Source organism: Novosphingobium gossypii, assembly GCF_050433305.1.
GTDB lineage: Bacteria > Pseudomonadota > Alphaproteobacteria > Sphingomonadales > Sphingomonadaceae > Novosphingobium > Novosphingobium gossypii.
Map to the genome: position 1 here is coordinate 130,492 of NZ_JBNPXM010000003.1, position 26,593 is coordinate 157,084.

At 69.3% G+C, this 26,593-nt stretch carries 15 protein-coding genes; 7 read left to right on the forward strand and 8 right to left on the reverse strand.

Annotation, left to right across the window (positions count from 1 at the left end; all coding sequences use genetic code 11):
* Window positions 1-21 precede the first annotated feature (21 nt).
* The 5 genes from GGR40_RS08170 to GGR40_RS08190 form a co-directional block, all read right to left on the reverse strand.
* On the reverse strand, window positions 22-1,029 hold the full coding sequence (locus GGR40_RS08170) for a glycosyltransferase family 2 protein (protein ID WP_429275729.1): 1,008 nt from the start codon (window positions 1,027-1,029) through the stop codon (window positions 22-24).
* A complete protein-coding gene (locus GGR40_RS08175; protein WP_429275730.1) occupies window positions 1,026-7,475 on the reverse strand; it encodes a type I polyketide synthase in 6,450 nt (2,149 codons plus the stop codon). The genes GGR40_RS08170 and GGR40_RS08175 overlap by 4 nt, the downstream gene beginning before the upstream one ends.
* A gap of 3 nt (window positions 7,476-7,478) precedes the next feature.
* Window positions 7,479-12,140, reverse strand: a complete 4,662-nt coding sequence (locus tag GGR40_RS08180) for a MupA/Atu3671 family FMN-dependent luciferase-like monooxygenase (protein ID WP_429275731.1) — start codon at window positions 12,138-12,140, stop codon at window positions 7,479-7,481.
* Window positions 12,141-12,252: 112 nt separating this feature from the next.
* The gene (locus GGR40_RS08185) at window positions 12,253-13,176 is read right to left on the reverse strand and encodes a glycosyltransferase family 2 protein (RefSeq protein WP_429275976.1); all 924 of its coding nucleotides are present in this window, start codon (window positions 13,174-13,176) and stop codon (window positions 12,253-12,255) included.
* Window positions 13,176-14,207, reverse strand: a complete 1,032-nt coding sequence (locus GGR40_RS08190; protein ID WP_429275732.1) for a glycosyltransferase family 2 protein — start codon at window positions 14,205-14,207, stop codon at window positions 13,176-13,178. Before GGR40_RS08190 ends, GGR40_RS08185 begins: the two co-directional genes overlap by 1 nt.
* A gap of 384 nt (window positions 14,208-14,591) precedes the next feature.
* On the opposite strand from GGR40_RS08190, the gene GGR40_RS08195 reads away from it, so the two are divergent.
* Complete coding sequence (locus GGR40_RS08195) at window positions 14,592-15,968, forward strand: oligosaccharide flippase family protein (RefSeq protein WP_429275733.1); 1,377 nt, start codon at window positions 14,592-14,594, stop codon at window positions 15,966-15,968.
* A 40-nt stretch (window positions 15,969-16,008) separates the two neighbouring features.
* Window positions 16,009-17,250: a glycosyltransferase gene (locus tag GGR40_RS08200; protein ID WP_429275734.1), complete on the forward strand. Its 1,242-nt coding sequence runs from the start codon at window positions 16,009-16,011 to the stop codon at window positions 17,248-17,250.
* Here GGR40_RS08200 and GGR40_RS08205 read toward each other — a convergent pair.
* Genes GGR40_RS08205 through GGR40_RS08215 form a run of 3 tightly spaced genes read right to left on the reverse strand, consistent with a single transcriptional unit; the run spans window position 17,247 to window position 21,222 of the window.
* Window positions 17,247-18,815, reverse strand: coding sequence for an O-antigen ligase family protein (locus tag GGR40_RS08205; protein WP_429275735.1), 1,569 nt, complete (start codon window positions 18,813-18,815; stop codon window positions 17,247-17,249). The two genes, GGR40_RS08200 and GGR40_RS08205, sit on opposite strands and share 4 nt — an antisense overlap.
* The gene (locus tag GGR40_RS08210) at window positions 18,812-20,338 is read right to left on the reverse strand and encodes a hypothetical protein (protein ID WP_429275736.1); all 1,527 of its coding nucleotides are present in this window, start codon (window positions 20,336-20,338) and stop codon (window positions 18,812-18,814) included. Before GGR40_RS08210 ends, GGR40_RS08205 begins: the two co-directional genes overlap by 4 nt.
* Before the next feature lie 23 nt (window positions 20,339-20,361).
* Window positions 20,362-21,222: a WecB/TagA/CpsF family glycosyltransferase gene (locus tag GGR40_RS08215; protein WP_429275737.1), complete on the reverse strand. Its 861-nt coding sequence runs from the start codon at window positions 21,220-21,222 to the stop codon at window positions 20,362-20,364.
* A gap of 231 nt (window positions 21,223-21,453) precedes the next feature.
* Here GGR40_RS08215 and GGR40_RS08220 point away from each other — a divergent pair, with 231 nt between their 5' ends.
* Genes GGR40_RS08220 through GGR40_RS08240 form a run of 5 tightly spaced genes read left to right on the forward strand, consistent with a single transcriptional unit; the run spans window position 21,454 to window position 26,512 of the window.
* Window positions 21,454-22,122, forward strand: coding sequence for a polysaccharide biosynthesis/export family protein (locus tag GGR40_RS08220; RefSeq protein WP_429275738.1), 669 nt, complete (start codon window positions 21,454-21,456; stop codon window positions 22,120-22,122).
* Window positions 22,119-23,267, forward strand: a complete 1,149-nt coding sequence (locus GGR40_RS08225; RefSeq protein WP_429275739.1) for a hypothetical protein — start codon at window positions 22,119-22,121, stop codon at window positions 23,265-23,267. Before GGR40_RS08220 ends, GGR40_RS08225 begins: the two co-directional genes overlap by 4 nt.
* Entirely contained in the window at window positions 23,264-24,754 is a 1,491-nt protein-coding gene (locus tag GGR40_RS08230; RefSeq protein ID WP_429275740.1) for a GumC family protein, read from the forward strand. The genes GGR40_RS08225 and GGR40_RS08230 overlap by 4 nt, the downstream gene beginning before the upstream one ends.
* Window positions 24,755-24,765: 11 nt before the next feature.
* Entirely contained in the window at window positions 24,766-25,524 is a 759-nt protein-coding gene (locus GGR40_RS08235; RefSeq protein WP_429275741.1) for a CpsD/CapB family tyrosine-protein kinase, read from the forward strand.
* A gap of 22 nt (window positions 25,525-25,546) precedes the next feature.
* A complete protein-coding gene (locus GGR40_RS08240; protein ID WP_429275742.1) occupies window positions 25,547-26,512 on the forward strand; it encodes a phytanoyl-CoA dioxygenase family protein in 966 nt (321 codons plus the stop codon).
* Window positions 26,513-26,593: the final 81 nt, after the last annotated feature.

A 26,593-nucleotide genomic window follows, 5' to 3' on the forward strand; every position in this document is an offset into this window, starting at 1 on the left:
GCGCATCCACCATCCCCCGCCTCAGCCCCCGGCCCGGCGGCGTCCCGGCAGCGGCAGCACATGACGGCAGAAGTCGCTCAGCAGCCGCGGCGGATCCTCTCCCGAAGCGCGCCCCAGCGCCTTCTTCGACAGGTGCACCAGATGCCCGGCAATCCACGCACAGTCCGCCGCCAGCGCGTAAGTCCACCCGTGGTTCTTGCGGAAGTAGCGATGGCGCGACGCGAACCAGTAGCCGGGCACCCGCCGCGCGTTGGCCTGCTGGCCAGTGACGCCGGTGCTCTGCCCCGCGATATGCAGCACGACGGGGTGCGGCGCGTACCAGCACTGCCAGCCCAGCGCCTGCGCCGAGCGGCAGAAGTCCGTTTCCTCGTAATAGAGGAAATACCCCTCGTCGAACCGAAGCCCCTGTTCCAGCGCCTCGCGCCGGACGGCCACGCTGGCGCCGGAGACCCAGTCGGCCTGAGTCGCGCGCCCGTCCATCGTGCGGGCCACTGCATGGCGGGCCAGCAGCCGCGATGCCGGGCCCCAGCGCATCCCTCGCTCCAGTTCGCCCAGCACGGTCGGAAAGCGGAAGGCGTAGGGCCAAGGGGTGCCGTCCGCCAGCAGCAGCGCGGTGCCCACCACCCCGGCGCGCGGCGTTGCCGCCAGGAACGTCGCCAGCGCCTCCACCGCGCCCGGCATCACGCGGGTATCGGGGTTGAGCAGCCAGACCGCCCGCGCCCGCCGGTCGCGCAGGACGTGGCCGATCCCCATGTTGCACCCCGCCCCAAAGCCGCCGTTCGCGGGCGATCGCAGCAGCGTCACCCAGTGCCACCGGCGCGCCTCTATCGCCGCCTGCAAGGCATCGGCAGAACCATCGCCCGAGGCGTTGTCCACCACCACCACGCGCAGACCCGCTCCCACTGCGCTTCGGCGTTCCTGCTCGATGCTCTCCAGGCACTCGACCACCAGCGCCGCCGTGCGGTAATTGACGATGACGACGTCGATCGGGAACACCAGAGACGACCGGGCCGAGCGCGCGCCCATCATTCCGCCGCCTGTTCGAAGGCGTCGATCCGCTCTTCCTGCAAGGCCATGCCGGGCCACGGGCGGTACTGCGCCAGCGCATCGTCCAGCGCGCCCTGGAACAGCGGCGCCAGCGTATCGACATGCGGTTCCTGCAGGCAAGATCCGTGCCCGCCGGGCACGTCGAGGATGAGGATGTCCTCCCGCACGCGCCGGCCCCAGCCCAATGCATAGTCCCGGTAGATCATGCGATAGGCCGTATCCTCTACCACACCGGTATCGTCGGCGGCCTTGAACAGCGCCACGCTGGCCGACTGCAGGATGCCGAGCGGGCGATGTTCGCGATGCGCGACTTCGTAGAGCTTGAGGAACGGCATCGACGCGGCGCCGTCGTCCTGCGGCCCCCCCTCTCCTTCGCGCAGGGTCTGCACGGTGCGCCGGTCTTGCGCGCGGCGCAGGCGCGATTCGACTTCCCAGCGCATCAGGTTCCACCCTCGCCGGGCGATGTCGGGCACCGCCTGAAGGACATTGCCCCCCCGGACGGAGGCCAGCAGCCGGGCAAGGCGGGTGCGGCTCTCGCCGAAGCGATGCTTGCGCGCCTCGACGTCGGCAGCGTCGATGATGCCGACGAAGGCCACCTGCTCGCCCGCCGCCTGCAACTGCTGCGCCATCTCGAAGGCGATCACCCCGCCCGCGCACAGTCCCGCCAGCAGGTACGGCCCGGCAGGCTGCACCGCACGGACCTGCGTGATGTACCAGGCTGCCATCTCGTCTATGCGGGTATGGGCGTGGCCACCGTCCGCCTTGCGCAGCGGTTCGAGCCCCAGAACCGGGCGGGTACCGTCCAGCCGCAGCGCCATACCCCGATAGAGCAGCGTCTCGCCCAGCCCGTCATGGACCAGGAACAGCGGCGTCCCCTGCCCGCCCTTGCGGATGGTGACGATGCCCCTGCCCATGCCTGTGCCCCTGCCGTCCGGCTCATCGCCGCGAAGGTCCGGCGCAGCACCGTCGGGGTCGAGGGTCGCCGCCAGACCTGCCACGGTCGGTTGGCCCAGCATCGCCGCCAGCGGCAGCGTCCGCCCCGTCTTACGGCGCAGGCGATTGGTGAACTGCACGGCCAGCAGCGAATGGCCGCCAAGGTCGAAGAAGTTGTCGTGCCGCCCCACCGCGTCCACGCCCAGCAGATCGCACCACAAGTCGGCGATCACCTGTTCGGTCGCAGTGGCGGGCATATCCGCCGGGTCGCCCCCGGCCGCATCCCGGCGCACCGCACGCGGCGGCGTGCGCAGCCGCCGCAGCACCGGGCCGAGATCGCAGGGCGAGATGATCGTGTGCGGCGCATGACGACCGGAAAGCAGCCGCGCGATCACTTCCACGCCTTCGGACGGCAGGATGCCTTTGGGTTCGGCACCGGGCAGTACGGTCGGTTCGGGGGGGCGAGATGCGTCGGTCACCACGGCGGCAAGGCGCGCGGCATCGCCCACATGGATCATCGTGAATTCGCGCACTTCGGCCAGGATCAGCCCGTCGCCATCGGTGATGGTGACATCGAACACCGCCGTCTGCCCGTCGGCGGAGACAAGCCGGATGTGGCTCCACGCCAGCGCAGGCAAGGGGGCGTGCAGCGCGCACCGGCGATAGGTGAACGGCGCGTAGAAATCGCGCGCCGGATCGCGTCCGGGGATCAGCGTCTGCGCGCCCGCCGTCGCGAAATCGAGCAGCGCGGGATGCAGGGCCATCGCCTGCGCCTCGTCCCTGAAGGGCTGCGGCAGTTCAAGCTGCAGCAGCGCTTCGCCATGCGGCCCGGCCAGTGCCTGGACGATGACGTCCCAGCGCGGCCCGAACGCCATCATCGGCTGGTCCGCCGCCCCGCATCGTGCGGGGATGCAGCGTTCGGCCACGGCGCCAAGGTCCAGCGCGGGGCGAGCCGGTGCCCTTGCCCGCGCCCGTACGGCGCCGTGGGCATGCTCCACCCACTCGCCGCCCGCCGCCGGTCGGCCAAGGATGGCGACCTTCCAGCCGCCCGCCCCCTGCCGGCGAACATGGACACGCAGTGCCCGCGCCTCGCCATCAGCTACCGCAAAGGGTTTCAGGAACGTCACGTCGGAAAATTCCAGCGGCCCTTTTTCGACGAGTGCAACTGCTGCCCGAAGCATCTCAAGAAAAGATGTTCCGGGCAGCAGCGCACCGGCACCCACGACGCGATGCTCGTCGAGCACCCAATGCCGTTCGGGGGTTAGGGTGCCGGCGACTACGAATTCGTCGTCGGAAATGGTGATGCAGCGTTCCAGGAACGGGTGCTCCATCGCGCGGCCCGGCCCCAGGTTCTCGGGAAGCGCGCCGTCCCCACCGCCCCGCGCCCCCAGTGCGGCCGCCATGCCGACCTGTGCCCACTGGCTCCAGCCGACTGACAGCACCCGCGTCGCCCCATCGCCGCGGCGGGCTTGTGCGTGGGCGTCCAGAAACGCATTGGCGGCGGCATAGTCCGCCTGCCCCGGCAGCCCGGCAAAGGCGCTGACCGAAGAGAACAGCAGCAGAAAGTCCGGTGCGCGGCGCGGCTGTGCCTCATGCAATGCCGCTTCAAGCGCCAGCGTACCGGCGATCTTTGGCCGCAACACCGCTTCGACAGCCGCGCGCGTGCGCGTTTCCATCAGGCCATCGTCGAGAGTGCCGGCGGCATGGAACACGCCCTCTACCGGACCGAACCGCGCCGCCGCCCGGCGAATGCCCTTCGCCAGCGCCCGCGCGTCGGCTACGTCGGCGGCCACAAGCTCCACTTCGGCGCCGGCCTCCTCCAGCGCCAGCAGACGGTGTAGCCTGTCCGCAACGCCCAGCGGCAGATCGCCCGCCGCCAGCCGCCGCTCCCACTCCGCGCGAGGGGGCAGCGCGCCGCGCCCGACGAGCACCAGCTTCGCCGCATATCCCTGCCCCAGATGGTCCGCGATGGACAAGCCCAGCCCGCCCAGACCACCGGTGATGAGGTAAACGCCGCCGTGCCGCAGCCAGGTGTCCTGCCCCTCGGCCAGCGGCTCACGCGTGTTGCCATAAGCCAGCATCCACCGCTCCCCGGCACGCAGGGCGACGTCGCCGCCCATGCCGCGCCGATCGCGGTCCAGTGAAGCCTCGTCGATAACGGCCTCGGCAGGCGCAGCGGCGTTCAGCGGCCCAAGGTCGATATCGATGGCGCGTACCTCCAGCGCCGGATACTCCGCGCCGATGGTCCGCCCCGCGCCGATTGCCGTGGCCTTGAGCGCCACCGTGCCGGTATCCCCCGCTACCCGCTGCGCGCCGGTGGTGACCAGCGTGATGACCACCAGCCCTTCGTCGGTCTGGGCAGCCAGTTCGGGCGCCATCGCGATCAGGGCATGAAGTCCCCGGTCAAGAATGGCGGCATCGCGTCGCCGGGCGGGAGCCACCCCACCGACCAGCCAACAGTGGTGGACCTGCCGGGGCATGCGTCCGTCCCGGCTCAGACGGTCGAACAGCCGCGCCCAGTCCTCACGCACATCGGGCCGCAGCGCGAAGGCGTCGGCACTGTCGGCGCGAAAGCGGGATGCAGCGTGCACGGTGACGGTATCGACGCCGCGACCCCGCAGTTGCACGGCCAGTGCGCTGCCGAACCCGTCGTCGTCGCACAGAACCAGCGCCGGCCCCGTGGTTTCGCCGCGATCGGGCAGGTTTGCGCGGCTCCACACCGGTTCGTAAGCCCAGTCGCCCAGCGCCAGCCGGGTCTCGGCATCGCCGCCGCCGCGCGCATCCTGCAGTGTCTGCCCCGGCTCTATCCAGTGCCGTTCACGCTCGAAGCGGTAGGTCGGCAGCGGCACGCGCAGCCGCCGCTCGTCGCCCCACCACGCAGCCCAGTCCACCTCGACGCCCAGCGCCCATAGCTCGCCCAGCGCCTCTGCCAGCCGGTGGCCGTCCGCCACGTCCTCCCCCACATGGCGCATGGAAGCGACCACCGGCTGCGATGGCTGGCGCGCGGGATGGCGGCGGGCAAGGCTGGTCATCGCGCGACCGGGGCCGACTTCCAGCAGCACCTGATCGGCGGTGCCCAGCAGGCACTGCAGGCCGTCGGTATAGCGCACCGGTTCGCGCAGGTGGCGGACCCAATATTCCGGATCGGTCGCCTCCGCCGCGCTTACCCATGTTCCGGTCAGGTTCGACGCGAAGGGGATCTGCGGCGCGCTGAACGCGATCGTGCGCAACAGGGCGCGGAATTCGGGCAGGATCGGGTCGAGCATGGCGGAATGCGCCGCGACTTCGATGGGGATCGCCTGCGCCTCTACCTCACGCACGTGGAGCGTTTCGGCGAACCGGGCCACCGCGTCGGCAGCGCCGGACACCACGCACAGGTCGGGTGCATTGATCGTGGCGATGGAGAGGTCGGGCGGCAGCAGCGGGGCCAGTTCCGCCTCGGCCAGCGGGACGCTTATCATGCCGCCCTTCGCGGTCGTCTCGAACAGACGGCCACGGGCATGAACGATCCGAAGGCCCGCTTCCAGGTCGATGACGCCGGCGATGTGCGCGGCGGCGTATTCGCCGCAGCTGTGCCCGATCATCGCTGCAGGCCGGATGCCCAGCCCCATCCAGAAGCGGGCCAGCGCCGTCTGGACGATGAACAGCGCAGGCAGGGCGTTGGACGGGCGCTCAAGCTGCGTCGCGGCCTCGGCACGGTCGTTCTCCACCGGGAACAGCCAGCGCGCAAGGTCGCCCCCGGCGATGCGCGACAGCGCGGCAAGGCCTTCGTCGATCGCAGCCCGAAATACCGGCTCGCTTTCGTAAAGGCCGCGCGCCATGTCGACATGCTGCAACCCGCCGCCGCCGAACTGAAACGCGACTGGGCGACCTGCCACACAGGGCTGCTTCGCCGAGGAGTGGCGGTCGGCAGCCTGCAGCGCCGAGGCGGCGCCTTGAACGTCTTCAGCCACGGCGAACCGCCGCCACGCCAGCGCCCGGCGTCCGGTGCCGAGCGTGTAGGCGGCATCCGCCAGCGGCGCGGCGTCCGATGCCGCGAAATGCCCCGCCAGCGCCAGCGCGTTCGCGTCGGCAGCGCCTTGCGTGGCGCCCGAGGTCACCAGCAGCTGGCTGCGACGGCTCGGCCCGCCGGGCGCGCGCACGGGCGCCTCCTCCATGACGATATGCGCGTTGGTGCCCCCGACACCCAGGGAACTGACTCCGGCGCGACGGGGGCGATCGTCGCGCCGGAGCCAGGGCGCGCTGGCGGCCTGCACGCGGAACAGGCCGGTATCCAGCGCACATTCGGGATTGGGCGCCTGAAAATGGGGAACGGGGGGAAGCTCGGCGTGGCGCATCGCCAGCGCCACCTTGATGACACCTGCGGCCCCGGCAGCGGTGTCGGTATGGCCGATGTTGGCCTTGACCGAACCCAGCCCGCAGGGCGCGGGGCGCGGGGCGGACTGGCCGAACACCTGCCGCAGCGCCGCCACTTCGATGGGGTCGCCGATGGGCGTGCCGGTGCCGTGCGCCTCGACATAATCGATCGCGGCGGGATCGAGGCCCGATACCGCCAGCGCCTCGGCGATGACGGTCGCCTGCCCGTCCACGCCGGGGGCCAGATAGCCGACCTTGCCCGCGCCGTCGTTGTTGATGGCAGAGCCGCGGATCACCGCATGAATGTGGTCGCCACCGGCAATCGCGTCCTCAAGCCGCCGCAGGGCGAGCACCGCCACGCCGCTGCCGAACACGGTGCCTTTGGACCCGGCGTCGAACGGACGGCACAGGCCGTCGGGCGACAAGATCTCACCCTGTTCGTAAAGGTAGCCCTGCCGGTGCGGCAGCTCGATCGACGCGCCGCCCGCCAGCGCCATGTCGCATTCGCCCGAAAGCAGGCTCTGCGCCGCCATGTGAATGGATACGAGCGAGGTGGAGCAGGCGGTCTGCACGTTGATGCTCGGCCCCTTCAGGTCGAGCAGGTACGACACCCGCGTGGTCAGGAAGTCCTTGTCGTTGCTGGTGTGGCGCAGCAGGAACAGGCCCATGTCGCTGACCAGCTTGCCGTTGGTCATGAGGTTGTAGGGCATGTAGGCATTGTGCCCGGACCCGGCGAAGACGCCGATGACGCCCCCCGCACTTTGCGCGAACCCCTGCGGCGTGTGCCCTGCGTCCTCCAGCGCTTCCCACGCGCATTCCAGGAAGTGGCGGTGCTGCGGGTCCATGACCGCCGCATCCCGCTTCGACAGACCGAACAGCGTGGCATCGAAGCACTCCATGTCGGCCAGCGGCGCGCCACGGCGGACATAGTGCGGATTGCGCAGCAGCGCGGGGGGCACTCCGGCGGCCAGCAGCTGCTCTTCCGAATAGTCCTCGATCCCGTCGCGGCCATCGCGCAGCATCGACCAGAATTCCTCCGGTCCGCGTGCTCCGGCGAAGCGGCAGGACATGCCGACAATGGCGACGGCGTTCGACAGGTCGAGCGCGGGATCGAACGGTTCCTCGATGGGCTGGTGCATGGTTCAGACCCTCACGCCAATGCGGGCGACGCTGCGGCGCTGGCGCGCCTGGTTGCGCATGGCGGCGCGGTTCTGGCCTTCCAGCGCAGCGCCCACGTCACCCTCGCCGCCCGAAAGGTGCGCGCCAAGGCTGGCGATGGTCGGGAAGCGGAAGATATCGGTCAGCGCCACCGGCTGCGACAGTTCCGCCGACAGCCGTCGGTGGACCTGGATCGCCAGCAGCGAATGGCCGCCGATGTCGAAGAAGTTGTCGGTCGGGCGCACTTGCGGCAGCTTCAGCACGTCGCACCAGATCGCCTGGATCTGCGCTTCGACGGCGCTGGCCGGGGCTTCGGAGCCATCGGCCGAATTGTCCACCACCACGCTCACCGGATCAGGCAGCGCGTTGCGGTCGATCTTGCCGTTGGGCGTGCGCGGCAGTGCGTCCAGCAGCACGAAATTGGCGGGCACCATGAAATCGGGAAGCCCTTCGCGTAGATGCGCTCGCAGCTCCTCCACGCCCGGCGCGTTCGCGCGCGGCGCGACATAGGCGACAAGGCGGGTCGCGGCGCCCTCCCTGCGGGCGATGACCACGGCTTCGGTGACCTGCGGGTGCGCGGTCAGCGCGGCTTCGATCTCGCCCAGTTCGATGCGGTAGCCGCGAATCTTCACCTGATGATCCAGCCGCCCCAGGAACTCCAGCGTGCCGTCCGGACGCTGGCGGGCGAGATCGCCGGTGCGATAGGCGCGCTCCCCTGCGATGAAGGGATGCGCCACGAAGCGCTCCGCCGTCAGTTCGGGACGGTCGTGATAGCCCCGCACCACGCCCGCGCCGCCGATCACCAGTTCGCCCGGCATCCCCTGCCGCACCGGCTGCAGGCTGCGGTCGAGGATGTAGATCTGCTGGTTGAGCAGCGGCCTGCCCAGCGGCGGCGCGCCTTCCCCGGCTTCAAGTGCGTGGACGGCGGACCACACGGTCGTTTCCGTGGGGCCGTACATGTTCATGACCGTGCCCGAAACCAGCGCGGCCATGTCCCCCGCCAGCTGCGGCGGAAACGCCTCGCCGCCGACCATCAGGTGTTTCAGCGCGGCAAGGGCGGGCCGGGACGCCTCGTCCCCCGCCAGCACCTGCAGCAGCGAGGGCGTGCATTGCAGGTGCGTGACGCCGTGACGTGCCATCAGATCGTGCAGCGGGCGCTCCACCGCCTCGCCCTGCGCCAGTTCCTTCAGCCGGGCGATGGCGGGCAGGTGGTCGATCACCGTCTGCGCCTCCACCCCAAAGTCGACGAGGCAGCCGATCTCGTCCACGCCGATCCCGGACAGGCGGGCCACCAGCGCCACGTTGTCCTCGGGCGTGCCGAACAGGCCGCTGGTCTCGAAATACCGTTCGAACGCATGGTCGAGCAGGGCGTCGGTCTCTTCCGCGCTGAGGTCGGACAGTTCCAGCTTCGCCGCGCCCGCAGGCGTCTTGAAGGCGGGGAAGGACCAGGCGTACTGCTTGAGCAGGTTGGTCGAGGTGCGCAGGTATTCGATCAGCGGGGCGCGCACGGCTTCGCGCACCGCCTCCTCGCTTTCACCCAGGAACGTGTGGAGCATCAGCGTCACCCGGCCCTCGCCCGCATGGCCCGCCGCGCTGCGGGAGGCGCGATAGGCGGCGATCTTGGCGGCGACGTCCTCCACCGACTGGCCCAGCAGGTGCGTCAGCACGTTGGCACCGATGCGCCCCGCCTCGCGGAAGGTCTCGACGCTGCCGGCAGACGTGATCCAGACCGGCAGTTCGGGTTGGACCGGGCGCGGATAGGTCCGCACCGACACGTCATGGCCCATCGGCCCCGGCCATACCCGCGCTTCTCCCCGCCAGAGGCCGCGCACATCGTCTACGCAGCGCGCCAGCGTTCCTGCGCGGTCTGCGAAAGCGGCGGGGTTGAGCACGAAGTCGTCCGGCTGCCAGCCTGAGGCGAAGGCGATGCCCACGCGCCCGCCCGACAGGTTGTCCACCAGCGCCCACTCCTCCGCGATGCGCAAGGGGTGGTGCAGGGTGCCGACGACGCTGCCCGCGCGGATCTGCACGCGCGAGGTGATCGCGGCGATGGCAGCGGCGGCGACGGCGGGATTGGGATAAGGGCCGCCGAAATCGTGGAAGTGGCGCTCCGGCGTCCATATCGCCTCGAACCCGTGGACATCGGCAAAGCGCGCGCCCTCAAGCAGCAGGCGGTACTGCTCCGCCGCGCTGCCCGCGCTGGTACTGGCGAAGTAGAACAGGCTGAAACCGACGGCGCGCTTTTCCGCGCTCATCGCCGGGACATCGCCGCGCACTTCGCGTTCGCTGGCGATGACCACGTGGTAGCCGTGCATCAGCGGCCACATCAGTTCCAGCGTGGAGATGTCGAAGCTCAGGCTCGTGACGGCCAGCCAGGTGCCGTCGGGCGCGATGTGGCGGTCCATTCCGGCGTAGAAGTTGGCTAAGTTGCGATGCTCCACCATAACGCCCTTGGGCAGCCCGGTGGAGCCCGAGGTGTAGATCATGTACGCCAAATCGTCCCCGCCCGCGCCGCCGTCGATCGCGGTGGACGGACGGACGGCGAAGGCCTCGCGCAGGGTATCGACATGCATGATCGGCGCGGTCGTTTCCGGCAGGTCAGCCGCCAGTGCCGTCTCGCTCAGGATCAGGGCCAGACCGGAATCGGCCACCATGTGGGCGATGCGGTCGCGCGGGTATGACGGGTCCAGCGGCACATAGGCCCCGCCCGCCTTGTGGACGCCGATCAGGCAGGCGATCATCTCCACCGAGCGGGACAGGTGCAGCCCGACCAGCACGTCCGGCCCCACCCCGCGCGCGGCCAGTTCATGCGCGATGCGGTTCGACAGCGCATCCAGTTCGGCATAGGTCAGCGACGCGCCCAGCGCGGTCACGGCCGCCTTATGGGGGGTGTGGGCAGCCTGTGCGGCGAAACGGCGATGCCACGGGTCGGCAGCGGCAGGCCCGCCGGTGGCATTCCATGCGCCGAGCACGGTGGCGCGTTCTTCGCAGGTCAGCAGCGACAGGTTGCCGATGGGGGCATCGGATGCGCCTTCGCTGAACATGGCCGCGAAACCGCGTGCCAGATCCTCGGCCTCGGCGCGGGCGATGCGGGTGGCGTCCACGGTCCACCGCAGGGTGCCCTGCGCCGGGCAGATCGCGATGTCGAGCACGGCCCCCCCCGCCCGCGCCTCATCCGGGCTGTCGACGACCTGAACGCTGACGGGATGGTCGAAACCGGCTCGCCCGCGCAGTTCAGGGCTGCGGGCGATAAGGTCGGCGGCGATGGCGACGCGGCGATGCAGCCCAGCCACTTCACGCGCCACCCGATCACGGGTGACGGTCAGGGGCGCGTCGAAATCGACCTCCACGCGGAACGGCATCTCCGGTGCGAACCAGTTCGCCACATCGCCTAGCCTTGCGCGGCTGACGCGGTCGGCATAGCCGATCTCCACGCAGTTGCGATCCGCCACCCGGGCCAGCCAGGCGACTACTGCGGCCAGCGCCGTGCCGCCATCGATCCCCGGCGGCAGGGCACGGTCGAACGCGAAGGGCTGTGCCGGGCCATCGCCAAGGCGCGGGCGGAACTGCGGCAGTTGCAGGCCTTCGCGCTGACGCAGGCGGCGTCGCCACCAGCCTTCGTAACGACCGGCGGCAGCGTCCAGCACGTCCAGCTCTTCGCGGTGGGCCGGATCGAGCGAGCCGAGCGCCGGGATGCCGATCAGCAGGTCGCTCACCTGCGTGCCGGTCAGCACGTCGCCCGCCAGCGTGGCAAGGCGATCCAGCCGCACGTCGAAATCGGCGGTGGCGATGACGGGCGTCGGGCCGGACAGAATAACCGTGCCGGGCGCCCGGCCCGAAGCCGTTGCCAGCGGCGTGACTTCGTGCACCAGCAGCAGCCGGTCCCCGGCCATCGCCTTGGGCGCCCCCATCGGGTTGGCATAGAGGCCGAAATCCAGTGCCCGCACCATCCGGGCGATGGCCTGCGCGGGGCGCTTCCAGTCGATCGTGGCGGCAGCTTGGGGGCGGTCCGCACGGCCTACCATGCGATCGGGACGGCGGCTTTGCGGCACCGCTCGGGCCACTGCGCCGTCGAGATCGCCGACGATGGCAGCGAAGCTTCGCAGCCCCGCCTCGAAGCAGCGGGTGTTGAGCGACAGGGCGGTCTCCCCAGGCGCGATGGCGAACCGCTCCGCTGCAAGGATCGCGCCTTCGTCCACCGCGCCGGTCATTAGGTGCCAGGTCACACCGTGGTGCGCCGCGCCGTCCAGCAGCGCCCATACCGGGGTATTCAGGCCTGCCAGTTCCGGCAGCGGGCCATCGTGGAAGTTGACCGCGGCCCGCCGCGCCAGCGCCAGCACGTCGGCAGGCAGGACGGACAGGTTGGAGATGCTGAACAAGTAATCGACGCGATGCCCGTCACCGGCCAGCAAGTCGCGCGACTTTTCCGCCAGCGTCAGGCCGGAACGGCGTGCCCAGTCGGCGGCAGGGGACTGTGGATCGGCCACGACGGCGGCAATGCTGAAACCCTGGTCGAGCAGCAGCTTTCCGCACTCGGCAAGCAGCGTTTCGTTGCCAACCAGAATACATGAACGTTGCCCATGCAGGAATGATCTCTCGATACCGTTCGAGTCGCCCGACGTTGCCATGTAATGCCCCACACCCACTTCATTCGAAGAATGTCATGCGAGTGTATTCGGGATATTTTCGCAAAGCCATGTTGCAAACCCCGCACCTGTTTTCACTATGCAGGCTTACTTGGAAGTTTTCAGTGCAGGATTACTTATACTCTATAATCCGCATTGGGGCCGAACGGCGACCACTGCGCAGGGCATGGCGCCAGTAGTCGATCTGCCCATGCAGGTGCGGCAGCTTGCCCAGGATCAGCCATGTCGCCTGCAGCGCGTCGCGGCGCCGGCGGATCCGCAACCACAGCACCGGCCAGAGCGCCCACAGCGGCGGCAGGGACCAAGCCACGTTGCTCAGCACCTGACGCCGCAGCGCCCGCCCCGCCTGAGGATCGCGCGCACCGCGCATCGCCAGCGCCTGCGCCGTGGCATACCCGCTGCGGCGGTTGCGCTGCCACCACTGGCCCAGGCGGTGCATGCGGGCATCGTGGATGGTCATGTCGCCCTCGATGCGGCGGACCTTCCAGCCGCATTGCCGCATGCGGTGGCACATGTCCGGCTCCTCGCCCGCGATCAGGGTGTCGTCATAGCCATCGACCTGCCGCAGCGCCGCCATCCGAACCAGCGCATCGCCGCCCACTGCCTCGGCAGGGCCGACCGGCGTGTTCCATTCGTGATCGCACAGCCGGTTGTAGCGGCTGGCATCGGGTGCCATCTCGCGTCGGCGCCCGCAAACGGCGGCAAGGCGGTGATCGGCCTGAAGCGCGTCCACCGCCTTGTCCAGCCAGCCGGGCACCAGTTCGCAGTCACCGTCGATGAAGTGCACCGCCTCCATCTGCGGATCGTCCCGCAGGTGCTGCCGCCACCCGGCATTGCGCGCCCGTGCCGCCGTGAAGGGGTGCCGTGGGTCAAGCTCCAACACCGGCAATCCGCAATTGGCCGCGCGGCGCACGCTGCCGTCGGTGGAGCCGGAATCGACGTAGACCGCCGGGCGACCCGTCCGCATAACGCTGGCGATGCAGGCAGCCAGCCGCGCGCCTTCGTTGCGCCCGATGATGACGAAGCCGACGCGCATCACGGCAGCCGCTCCGTCCGGGTCCACTCGCGTTCGCGGCGGGTCAGGAACTGGGCGATAAGCGGCAATTTCCAGACGACGTAACCGGGCAGCCGACCCAGCACGGACGGTGGCAGCACCCCCCGCCCGTGATGCCACCAAGCCCGCAGAAGCCCGGCAACGGCGGCGGCCTGCACCGCGCCCAGCGCCAGCAACGGTGCCGACAGGCCGGACAGGGCCAGCACAATCGCCGAAGCCCCTGCGGAGCACAGCGCCAGCAGGACCGTGGGCGGCACCATCAGGTCCAGCGCCACCACCGCCAGTGCCGGGCGGCGGAGCGACCCGGCAAGCAGACGGGGCAGGTACCGTCCGGCGGTCTGCATCATCCCATGCTCCCATCGGCGGCGCTGCCCTGCGGTGCCGTCCTGCGAACTCGGCGCGCTGAGCACGCGGGCGTCGGGCTCCACGATCACGCGGTGGCCCGCCAGCAGCAGGTCCAGGCCCATCTCCAGATCCTCAACCAGAGAGCCGCCGGGCCAGTGCATGCCGAGGAACATCGCGCGCGGAAATGCCATGCCCGAGCCATGCAGCAGCGCCGCCCCGGACAAGCGCGCCAGTCCCTGCTGCCGCACCAGGTTCTTGACGAGAAACGCAAAGCTGGAAATCCGGACGTTCGGCCCTGCGGTGTCGGGCGGCGGGTCCAGCAGGAACACCCCCTGCACCGCAGCATCGCGCGCCTGCGCCGTCACCGCCAGTGCAGCCAGCGATCCGGGCGCGGCGCGGCAATCGGCGTCCAGCACGATCACCGTGCGCATGGCGGTCCTGTGCGCCGCGATGAACGCGCGCGCAAATTCAAGTGCATGGCCCTTGCCGCGCAAGGTCGGGTCGCAGCGCTCGATCACCGTGGCGCCCGGCGCACGCGCCCTTGCGGCGGTATCGTCGGTGCAGTTGTCGGCGACCACCAGCAGTTCGTCGCCATCGCGCAGCTGCGCACGGGCAGCGCGCACGGCGGCTTCTATCCCGCCCGCTTCGTCATGTGCGGGCATCACCACGATGAAGGGCGGCGCCGCAGACGTTCCCGGCGCCTTTGGCAGGGGCCGCCGCGCGCCGGCAAGGCACTCAACCGCGAGGACTGCCGTTGGCAATCCCGCCGCCGCCGCGACCCACCATGCCACAGCGCCCGTCAATTCCAGAAGCGCCATCCGATCCCCCGCTCAGCCGCCGTCACGCCCGCAGGCGCGCAATCGTGTGAGGCCCAAGGGTACGCGGGGCGTACGAATCGGGGCAGACGTGAAACTCCCTTGGAAGTTCTCATGATCGACACCGATCCGGCCCCGCCGTTAGATTTCGGCATCGATTTGCCGGGCGACGATGCTCGTGCATTACCCGTGCCTTCAAGGAGATTGCCGCGTGAATCCAAGGCAGCGCGCCGCGCAATGACCATGCAGGCTTCCGGCACCGGATGGCCGGCGCCCCGCCTGCGCCTTGTCGATCGCCTGCGCGATGCGGCCTTGCGCGACACCAACGTCGTGGCCGCCTCCGTCATCCTGACCAACCTGCTGCGTGCGGTCAGCAGCATGATCCTGACCCGGCTGCTGGCGCCCGAGGTGTTCGGCATCTCGGGCGTCATCACGTCGCTGCAGCTGACCGTGGTGCTGCTCAGCGATCTGGGCTTTCAGGGGTTCGTGGTGCGGCAGAAGGACGGGGACCGCAAAGGCTTCCTGGACACCGTCTGGACCGTGGCGGTGATCCGCTCCGCCATCCTGACGATGGCGCTGGCGTTGATGGCGGTACCGGTTTCCCATGCGCTGGGACGGCCCGAACTGGCGCCGCTGATCGCGGTGTCCTCGCTGATCTTCCTGCTGGACGGCACCGCCTCCACCAGCCTGCTGACCGCGCTGCGCACCCGCCGCATCCTGCGTCTGTCCGGCGTGGAGCTGGCGGCGCTGGCGGTGCAGATCGTCGCCAGCACCGCCCTTGCATGGGCCTGGCCCACGTACTGGGCGATACTGGGCGGCATGTTCATCGGCACCGCGGTGAAATCGGTGCTCAGCTATACCGTATTCCCCGACGCCCGCCGCGCGTTCGCGCTGGAACGCGAGACACTGCGCGAGTTCTGGGCCTTTTCCCGCTACATGACAGGGTCGAGCATCATCTTCCTGCTCATCACCCAGTGCGACAAGCTGGTGCTGGCCCGGTTCATGCCGCTCGACCATTTCGGGTTCTACGTGCTGGCGGGCAATCTAGCCTCGGCGCCGCTGGCCTTCGCCAGCAATTATACCAGCCGCGTGCTGCTGCCGGCCTATGCCGCGCTGTGGCGCGATGGAGCGGCGGACATGCGCGCGCGCTTCTATGCCCGGCGCCGCCTGCCTTCACTGCTCTATGCCGTGCTTACGGGCGGGATCATCGGCGGGGCGCCGCTTATCATCGGCGTGTTCTACGATCCCGCCTATGCCCAAACGGCGCTCTACATGCAGATCCTGTGCATCTCCTCGCTGCTGGCGATGCCGTCCAACGCGGCTCACGAAAGCCTGATCGCGACCGGGCGGATCAGCGCCTATCTGGAGGCGAACACCGCCAAGCTGGTCTGGCTGGCGACGATGGGTCCGCTGGGATACCTGACCGGTGGACAGCTGGGGCTGGTGCTGGCGGTCGGCACAATCGAACTGGCCGCGCTGGCCGCCAAGTGGACGCGGCTGTGGCAGGTCGGCCTGCTGGACCTGCGGCAGGAGGCGCTGTTCCTTGCGGCCGGGCTGGCCGGGATCGGATTGGGTGCGGCAGCGCATCTGCTGCTGTCGCCGTTGATCGTCTGAGGCCGGGGAAACATCACACGACATACGGGGGAGCCGATTAATGACGCCTGCGCCGGATAACGACACGTTGCTGCTTTATGCGCCCGTGCCCCTCCACCGTGGGGCGGATGGCGGGTTGCTGATCGAATCGCAGGCGATGAACGGCCTGCGGCTATGGGCGCGCAGCTTTTCGCGCGTGGTGGTGATGATGCCGCTTAGCCCCGACCCTGCTCCGCGTGGCTGGGTTCCGGTAGCGGAAGCGGCCGGAACGCTTGACCAGGTCCGCCTTGAGCCGCTGCCGATGGCCTATCGGCCCGACCAGTTCCTGCGCCAGCTTGCTCCCACCCGGCAACGTATCCGCGCCCTGATCGGCGAAGCCCGCTGGCTCAGCTTCGCGATCGGCGGGCTGTTCGGGGACTGGGGCGCGGTCGCCGGATTTGCCGCGCATGGCATGGGCCGGCCCTTTGCCGTGTGGACCGACCGGGTGGAATCCGAAGTCGTGCGCCGGTCGCTGGGCGACGGGCCTTGGCGGGCAAGGCTGCGGGCGAGGCTGACGCACCGGCCGATGGCCCGGCTGGAACGCGCGGTGATCGGGCGGGCTTCGCTGGGGCTGTTCCACGGCAGGGAAACCTACGACGCCTATGCGCCGTTCGCGTCCGGGCCGAGCGAGATCGTCCACGACATCCACCTGGCCCCCGCCGATCACATCGATCCGGCACGCCTTTCGACAAAGCTGGACGACGCCCGGCACGGCCCGCTGCGGCTGACTTACGTGGGCCGCGCAGACCCGATGAAAGGTCCGCTGGACTGGATCGAGGTGCTGGAACGGCTGGCCGCGATGGGCGTGGATTTTCGCGCGCGGTGGCTGGGCGACGGGTCCGAGCGCCCGCAGATGCTGGCGCGCATCGCCGCCGCCGGACTGCAGGACCGGGTGGAGATGCCCGGCTTCGTCACGGACCGCGCCGCGATTCTGGAGGAACTGCGCAGCGCCCACGTCTTCCAGTTCTGCCACCTGACGCCCGAATCGCCGCGATGCCTGATAGAGGCGCTGGCATCGGCCTGCCCGATCGCGGGATATGCCAGCGCCTACCCTGAGGATCTGATCGCCGCGCATGGTGGTGGCGTGCTGGTGCCGATGGGGGAAAAGGCCGCCCTTGCCCACGAAATTGCGGTGCTGGCGGGGGATCGGGAACGGCTTTCACGCCTTGTCGCAAACGCCCGCGCCGATGGCGCTCCCTTTACCGATGAGCATGTCTTCGCCCATCGCAGCGAGGTGATACGCCACCACTTGGGTGCGGTTTAGGACGCAGCAACGGCCATTGGCCCGACGAACTGCGGCGATGGCCGGGGCGGCGGCGGTGCTGCCGTCTGCCCCCGGCCCGCCGCCCGGATCGCCGCCGCAAAGCCCATGAAGCCCAGCGTCAGGAACGCCATGCGCGTGGCGAAGAACGTGAAGAACAGCGTCGCGCCAAGGGCCGCCAGACAGCCGAACACGAAGACCGCCGGTATCGCCGTCTCGGCCAGACCGCGCCGCCGCCACAGGCTGAACAGCGGCGCGCCAAGGTTCCAGAGGAATGCGACGAGGCCGATCACCCCCGCCACCAGCGCGAACCACAGGTACGTGTTCACGAAGTCGATGATGCCTTCGCCCTGTCGCATGTCGTTCAGCCGCACTTCCAGCTCATCGCGCGAGAAGCCGACGATAGGGCTGGCCCAGAATTCCTCGGTTCCGCGCCGCAGCAGGTCGCGGCGGTAATCGGCGGTGTCGCTGCCCTGCCCCGACAGGCCGAGCGATTCGGAGAAGCTGGGCCAGACTTGCGCGGCGACCAGGATCAGCGTCACCGCCGCCGCCGTCGGCACGACCTTGCGGACCAGCGCCGCCCATCGCCCGAGGAAGACGTCGCCCAGCAGCACGGCGATGCCGAAGGCGACCCAGGCGTTGCGCGATTGCGGCGTGGATGCGCCCAGGAACACCAGCAGGCACAGCAGGCCATGCCGCACGCGGGTGCGAAAATCGTCGCGGATCAGCCACAGCGCGAACAGGCACAGGACCATCACCAGCGCGATCGAGGTCGGTTCGTTGAACGGCCCCCCCGGCCGCATCATCGCGCCGCGCGACTTGACGATCAGCAGCATCTGCACGCCGTAATGCCAGTAGAGTTCGTTATACATCGGCCAGCTCTGCCAGGCTTCGAACACGAGTATCCCCGCCAGCGCCGTACCCGAACAGGCGAACCAGCGCATGGCCGAGCGCATTGCGGATGCATGGCCCAGCGCGCGGCTCAGGATGTAGTAGGGCAGCCCGAAATCGAAGGCGATGTTGATGGTGGTGCGCAGGAAATGCGTGAAGCTGGTGCTTCGCGCAGAGGCGAAGACCAGCACCAGCAGCAGCAGCGCCACCCGCAGATCGTCCTTGCCGGCAATCCTGGCGCCGCCGCCCGTCCGGCGTATCGCCACCACCGCGCCCAGCGCCAGCGCATCGTGCACGCCCACCTCGAACAGCTTGAGGCCGCCCGGCTCCACGGCAAGGTCCAGCCCCGGCAGCAGCAGCAGGCTGTGCAGATAGACGCCGGCGATCTGGTCGGGCCGGCGGGCGAATATCGGCACCCACAGCGCCATGACGAAGTATAGCAGCCAGACGCTGGGCAGCACCCAGGCGATCGCCGGCATGAAGAAGGTGATGAGCACCGCCCGCACCGCCATGTCCTGGCGCAGATCGGGCCTTAGCGACTTTACAAAGCCCAGCACGCAGGCCGTGCTGACGCAGGCGCCATAGAACCCCGGCCTTGCCACCGCGAAGAGGATCGCCGCAGCGGCCAGCATCCCGGCAATGGTCCAGGGCGTGAAACCGGATCGTCCTGCGTTCACCGGGTGGTCTCCAGAAAGTTGCGCACCGCGCGCAGCTTGGGCGCCTGGGCAAGGGGCTGGCCGCCGTGCTCGCTCAGGCCCCAGGCGCCCCACTGCGAGATCGGCGCGGTCGATGCGTAAAGGACCATGGTGTCGCCGAAGCGGCTGCGCCACTGCGTCAGATACCGGTCGTAGATCGCGCCCATCCGCGGATCGCGTTGCACCGCGCGCGCCAGCGCCAGATCCGGCGTGACGAGATGCTGCCCGCCCTCATACGCGATGTAGCGCTTGCCGTAAGTGGCCGCCACGGCCCGGTTTTCGGCGGCCTTCTCGAATGTCTCGGCAAGGGCGCCGGGCATGGCCGCAAAGACGCGATCCACGTCTCCGGGCCCGTATCCGGCAAGGTCGGTCCCCACGTAAGGCGCAGTCGCCAGCGCATCGACCCAGCGGGCCGTGTCGCGGAATCCCAGCACCGTGCGCGCAAGGTCCGGGTTGGCGTTCTGCGTGGCGCAGACCCGCACCAGCGCGCCCGGACGATCGGCATAGACCTGCGTCCACACCCGCATCGCGTCCGTCATCCGCTGGGCATAGCGCTCCATCCGGGCGCGGTGCGGATCGCCGTCGCCCAGAGATCGGGCCAGCCCTTCCTGCCCGGCATCGCGGGCTGCGGCGAACATCGTGTTCCAGACTTCGTTGCCCAGTTCGACATGGACTTTCAGGTCTGGGTCGAGCCGGTCGTGCACCAGCCGCGCGAAGCCGTGCAGGTACGCCCCGTCGGCGTGATAAGGCATGGTGAACCACGGGTCGGCGTGGACCGCGTTCGCCAGATCCACCATGTCTTCCACCGCTACGCCTGCCGCCGCCACTTGCGAGGAGGACTGCGGCAACGTGCGCCGGTCCCACGCGATGCGCGCGTTGTCGTTGGTGCGCTGCCAGTCCATGAAGCGCAGGACCGCAAAGCCCGACAGCGACTGCACGAACTCCGGATCGAACCTTGCCGCCACCGGAGTGCCGTCCGTGCGGCAGTCGATGTCGCGCAGCGGATCGCGCGGATCGGTGCGGCGCAGTTCGATCCAGCCCATCTCGCCCTCGGCACCGGTCGGGTTCAGCGTCAGCCTCACGTCCTGTCGCCCGCGTCCGCTGACTTGCGCGATGCCCCCGGCACCAAGTTCGCCGCCTCCCCGGAACGTGCAGCGCACCGCGACCTTGCGATAGGGGGCGGATGGCAGCGCCAGCAGCCGGGGCGCCACCTGCCCCGGTTCCAGCCGCTGCACCCAGCCCATCGCGTCCAGCTGGCCGGGCGGGAATGCCTTCCACCCGGCCCCGCGCGATTCCATCCACTCGCTCTGCGCGATCATGTTGGCGAAGACCTGCTGCCGGTTGTGCCACTGCGCCCCGAACAGGTTGATGCCCACCCGCGTCGGCGGACGGGCAGGCGAACGGGCCGGCGGCGCGTCGGCTGCCTGCAACCCGCCGCCCATATGCAGCAGGACAGGCAGCGAAACCGCCGCACCCACCATCGCCAGCGCCGCCCCGCGCCTCATGGTTCGCCCCCGGACCATCAGGCTCAGCCGGGCAGCGGCGTTCGCGAAGGCATCGGCAGGCGGCTGCGCCAGACCTGATGGATGCGGAATATCTGCGGCCCTTCCACAAGATAGCGCCGCCACAGCCGCTGGGGGTTGGAGCAGAGCCGGAAGAACCATTCCAGCGACAGCCGCTGCATCACCACCGGCGCGCGTTCCTGCTCTCCGGACAGGAATTCCAGACTGGCGCCGATGCAGAAGCCGATGCCCCGGCTTCCCCGCGCCCGCGCCACGCGCCGGGCGATGATCTCCTGCTGCGGCGATCCCACCGCCAGAAACGAATAGCGCGCTCCGGCATCCACCAGGAAACGCACCGCCCGGGCCACTTCGCGCGGGTCCTTGATGAAGCCCATGGGCGGGTTGTAGTGGCTGACGTTGCGTAGCCCGTACATCGCGCTGATCCGCGCCACCGTGGCCTCGCTTCCGCCCAGGATGGCGACGGCGTCGTCAGGCGCGATGCGCTGCTCGAACAGGCGCAGGGTCAGGTCGCTGCCCGTCACCACCGGCAGCTCGCGCCCTTCGCCACGCGCCAGACGGGCCAGTATGCGGCTGTCGCACAATGTCATCCAGGCGTCCCGGTACGCCGGCCACAAGTCCGACCGTCGCCGCAGCAGCCGCACGACATGGTCTACATTGGGCGTCACGATATAGCTGAACGGCGCCGAGGGCGGCCGATTGCACACCGCGTCCAGCACCGTGGGTAGATCGACCGGCGTGAAGTCGAGGTCAAGGAATTCGACATCGTGCCCGTGCGCCGGTCGTGCCGAATGCCCTGCGGCAGCGGCGATGGCGTCCAGCGGCACCGGAACTTCCGTCCCGGCAAGGTTCAGGTTTTCAAGCGACATGATCGTGCCTCCCCTCGCGCGATCATGCCCTGACGCGGCGTGGCGGTCTTGCCGGGCAACTGCGCTCCGTTACCGCCCTTGGAGAAAATCCCTCCCGATATTCTCTCGCCGAAATGATGCGGGTTTCTCACCACGGACAAGCCCGCCCCCCAATCGGATAATTTTCGGAAGCGCAAACGGAGCGTAGCCTTCTTCCATATCGTCATCCGATGGCAGCTGTGGGGGTTAGCCATGTTCCATTCGACCGATGCACGCGGCATGCAGGCACCGCTCTGCAAAGCCGCACTTATTCTTTCCGCTCTGACCCTGACCGCCCAGCCTGCGCTGGCTGCAGCACCCGCCGTGTCTGCGGCCCAGTCTGCGGCGGTGCTACCCGAAAACGCCGTCGCCGCGCGCTACACCGTGAAGGCGGGCGACCAGCTCGACGTCTTCGTCTGGGGCGAGGAGCGGATGCAGCGCCAGGTTCTGGTCCAGCCGGACGGCACCTTCGCCTTCCCGCTGGCCGGGACCATCCGCGCCGATGGCCGCAACGTCAGCGACATCGCCGACGAGATCCGGGGCCGCATCGCGCTCAACTACGTGGCCGGGCCGCCCGACGTCACTGTCACCGTGCGCGAAACGGATGGCACCCGCTTCTACGTGCTGGGCAAGGTTCGCACGCCCGGCAGCTTCACCAGCGGCTCTGCGCCCAACATCCTGCAGGCGCTGAGCATGGCGGGCGGCATCGCGGAGTTCGCCGACACCGGCGGCGCGGTCATCATGCGCCAGACGCCGACCGGGCAGGTCATGGAACGCGTCCGGCTGAGCAAGCTGCTCAAGGGCAGCCGCTCGCTTGATACCGGAGCCCTGGCCACGCCGCTGCCGACGCTTCAGAGCGGCGACGTGCTGCTGATCCCGTGACGGGCGCGCGCCGTGGTCCTCTGCTCATCCTGCCGGCCCTTGCTTCCGCCCTTGCCCCTTGGGACGCACGGGCGCAGGAGGAACCACCCCACATCGAGTTCGACATGACCGTGCTGGGGGGCCGCAACCCGTTCCTCGTGACCGACGACCGGAACATGAACGCCGCCACCGAAATCTCGGCCACCGGCGGGGCGGTGCTTGGCGTGGGCCCGAAGACCACGCTGGACCTCGACGGCAGGCTGGCGCATCGCCGCTATGCCCGGCGCTACGGCAGCTTCGTCACCGGCAACGCCGACATCGCGCTGGATCACCGCAGCAGCGAGCATCTGGCCCTGCACAGCGGCCTGTCCTACGCCCGCGTCCTGCCGCTGGAGGCGCAGGTCGCCAGCATCGACGCAGCGATCGATCCGGTCAGCCTGCAGGAGCGGTACCAGGCCCGGCAGGACGTGCGGTGGCGCCCGGATGCCCTTACGACGGTCATCGGCCGCGTGACATGGGACCGGATCGCGCCGCGCAATTCGCAGCTGCTCAGCCAGATCGACGCCACCAGCTTCGCGCTGAGCTACGAACGGCGCCTTTCGTCCACATCGTGGATCGGCCTGAGCGGCCTTGGCACCTTCAGCGACTCCACCGACGGATCAAGCTCGGACTCGGCGATCCTCGTACTCAAGGCAGGCACGCGTCTGGCCCAGCACCTTTCTGTGGAGACGGAGGCCGGCCTGTCCCGGATCGACCGGCGCGAGACGGACGGGCGGCGCAACAACACGCCCGCCCAGCCCACCGCGACGGTGATCCTGTGCTACGACCCGCGTCGCCTGCGCGTGTGCCTGTCGGGGCGGGTGTCGCCGGTCGTCACCAGCTTCGGCGGTATCCGCCGCGAAAAGGCGCTCAACGCCACGTTCAGCCTGCAGACCGGCGAAAGCGGCTCCCTCAGCGCAGCGGCGGACTATCGCCGCGCGCCCGGCCCCACGTTCGGCCGGGAGGCCAGCGTGCTGCGCCTTTCGTCCGCCTACGAGCACCGGCTCGACCGCCGGTTCACCCTTCATGCCGGGGTCGATTTCGACCGCCGCACCGGCATGTCCCGTCAGCCGCTGGACGCCTGGACCGTGCGCGTCGGCGTCTCCTTCCGGATACCCAGCCGATGACCCGAACCGCTTCGACACCCGTCCCGCCCATCACCGAACCTGACGCGTTGGGCATCTATCCCGCAGAGATTCTGGCGATGATCCGTCGTCGCTGGCGCTGGCTGATCGTGCCGACCCTGCTGGGCACCGCCGCTGCCGGGGCAACCGTTGCCCTGCGTGAACCGGTCTATCGTTCCAGCGCATCGCTGCTGATCGATTCCCCGCAGATCCCGCCCAGCCTCATCGCCTCGCCCATCACCGAAGTCGCCGACGAGCGCATCGCCAAGATCCGCCAGCAAATCCTCAGCCGCGAAAGCCTGACCCGCCTCATCGCCCGCAACCGGCTCTATCCGAAGGAGCGCGCGACGATGGAATATCCCAAGCTTCTCGACCTGATGCGCACCCGGATCGGCGTCAATCTCGTCGCGGCAAACCAGGCCCAGGGACGCAACAGCACGATCGCGTTCAACCTCTCGTTCGATTATCGCGATCCCCACGCCGCACAGGCCGTGACCGGGCAATTGACCCGGCAGTTCCTAGTGGAGGACAAACGCTTTCGCACCGAGCAGGCGACCGGCACCGCCGCATTCCTGGCCCGCAGATCGGACGAACTGCGCCGCCAGCTGCGCGAACTGGCGGAAAAGCGCCGGAGCGTCGAGGCGCGCTATGCTGGTTCGCTGCCCACCGACGTATCGCTCAGTTCGCAGTCGAGTTCGGCGATGCGCGCCGAAATTTCGCGCACCGATGCCGAGACGCAGGGCCTTATCCAGCAGTCCGCCCTGCTTGCCGCGCGCCAGCAGGAAATCACGCAGGCCCCCTCCGGCGTGGAGAACCTGCACCATGCCGAGGAAAGGCTGGTCCGCCTGCTGTCCACCCATTCCGAGGCTTTCCCCGACGTCATCGCGGCGCGCGCCGAAGTGGAACGCCAGCGCACCATCATGCGCCAGCAGCCCGGACGCGGGGAAACCCTGATCGAGGCCGAGATCGCCGCCGGGCGCGAACGCATCGCCACGCTGGCGGCCCGCCGCGCCGAGCTTGTCGGGACGATGGCGGACCTCGACCGGCGCGTGGCGCAGGCCCCGCAGTCCGCCTACGAACTGAACACGATCGAGCGCGAATACGACAACATCAAGCGCCAGTACGATTCGCTGCGCGAAAAGCAGCTGGATGCGCAAGTGGCCGCAAACCTCCAGTCGGAGGACAAAGGCGAACGCTTCACCGTGGTCGATCCCCCCAGCCTGCCGCTGCATCCGCTGGGCGAAAAGGCCTGGATGGTACTGCTGATGGGGATCGCCGCCGGATTCATGGCGGGCCTGTGCCTGATCGTCGCGCGCGAGATGTTCAACGGCACCATCCACGGCACGCAAAGCCTTCGCCGTGCGGTCGCCGCGCCGGTGTTCGGTGCCGTTTCGGACAGAGCACGCGCCGCATCCTCTCGCCGGGCCGGGTTTGCGTGGCCCCGCTTCGGCAAGCCCGCCTATTCGCCCGCCATGCAGGGAGCAGGATGATGAACGCTGAAATGCCATTCCTTCCGCAGGGCGGCCTTGAAGTGCCCGCCGCTGCCGGGATCACCTTCGCGCCGGATCCGGATCATCTGGCCGCCAGCCACATCGTCGGCCTCGCGCCTCCGGGCAGCGAACTGCATCCCTTCACCATGATCCGCTCTGCCCTGCTCGACCATGCGCGTGCCAGCGGCGACCGGATCTTTGCAGTGACCTCGGCAGAGCCGGGCAACGGCAAGACGCACATCGCCGCCAACCTTGCGCTGGTTCTGGCCCGCATCCACCCGACCGCGTTGATCGAACTGGACCTGCGCCGTCCGGCGCTGGGTGCGCGGCTGGGCCTGCCGGACGATTATGCGGGCGTGGACGACTACCTTGCCGGCGAATGCCCGTGGAGCGCCACCCAGGCCCGGATTCAGGGGCTGGACCTGACAGTCCACCGCGTCCGCCGCCAGCGTGACACGGCGGAAGCGCTGCTGGCGTCCAATGCGCTGGGCCTGGCGCTGCACAACCGGCAGGCCGTGGACACCGGCACCATCCGCATCGTCGATACGCCCCCGGCGATCCTCAGCGACGATCTGGCGTTGATCGCCCGCCATGTCGACGGCATGCTGATCGTCGCCGAGGAAGGCCGCACCACCGGCGATGCCCTTCGCGAGATCGTCCGTACCATAAGCCCGGTGCCGATCGTCGGCACCATCCTCAATCGCTCGATCTCGGCCCCGGTGCGCGATGCTGACTACGGCTACTACCGCAACGGCTCCGGACCGGCCTGAGCCCCCCTCGGCGGAGAATACGATGCCAAGCCTGATGCTCAAGGGACGCGCCAAATGGCTGCGCGATCTCCCCTCCCGCGTCGCTTTCGACGTGCTGAACGAACCGCGCGTGCGCCTGTGGCTGGGCCAGCGGCACGCCGCCGCGCTGGACCGCCATACCCGCAGCCTGCCGGCCGTGGACGCCACCGGCATCCGCATCGTCGACGTGCTGGAACGGCAGGGCGTCTGCGTGACCTCGCTGGACGCGCTGGGCATCAGCGGTTCGGACGCGCTGGTCGATACCGCGTGGCCGCTGGCCCGCGACTTCGCCGCCCGCGCACAGGCGAAGAGCCGCGCCGGGCAGCAGTTCATCATCGTCCCTCCCGCCGACATCGTGCGCAATCCGCAGATCTTCCTGTGGGGCCTGAACGACCGCCTGCTCGACATCGCAGAGCGCTACATCGGCCTTCCCGTCGCCTACGACGGTGTTGCGATCAACTATACGGTGGCCGACGGGCAGGCCATCGCCACCCGCCAGTGGCACCGCGACCGGGAAGACCGCCGGATGCTGAAAGTCGCGGTCTACCTGCATGACGTCGATGCAGAGGGCGGCCCCTTCGAGTGCATCACCCTGCCCGACACCGTGCGCGGCGACGACGAAGGCTACCGCTACGAATTCGGCGACGAGGCATCCCTGCGCGAACGGCTGGGCGCCGATTTCTCACGCGACCTGACAAGCTGCACCGGGTTGAAGGGCACGGTCGTGTTCTGCGACACCGCGCGGTTCTTCCACCGCGGCAAGCCGGCCACCGCAAGGGACCGTGCAGCGCTGTTCTACAGCTACTTCGCCAATCCGCCGCGCCATCCGTTCCTGTGCGAACGCAGCGGCATATCACGCGCCGAGGTCCGCCGCATGGTGCGCGGCCTGCCCGACCGCCAGCGCCGCGCAGCCTTGTGGCCCCAGAACCTGCCGCCAGTCCTGCGACTGATCCCGCCGCAAAGCCTGTAGGAGCGCGGGCGCACGAACCGTTGAAAGCCAATGCTTTCGCTGCGGATCGGCGCTCTTCATCATCGCCGTTAAAAATCCGTA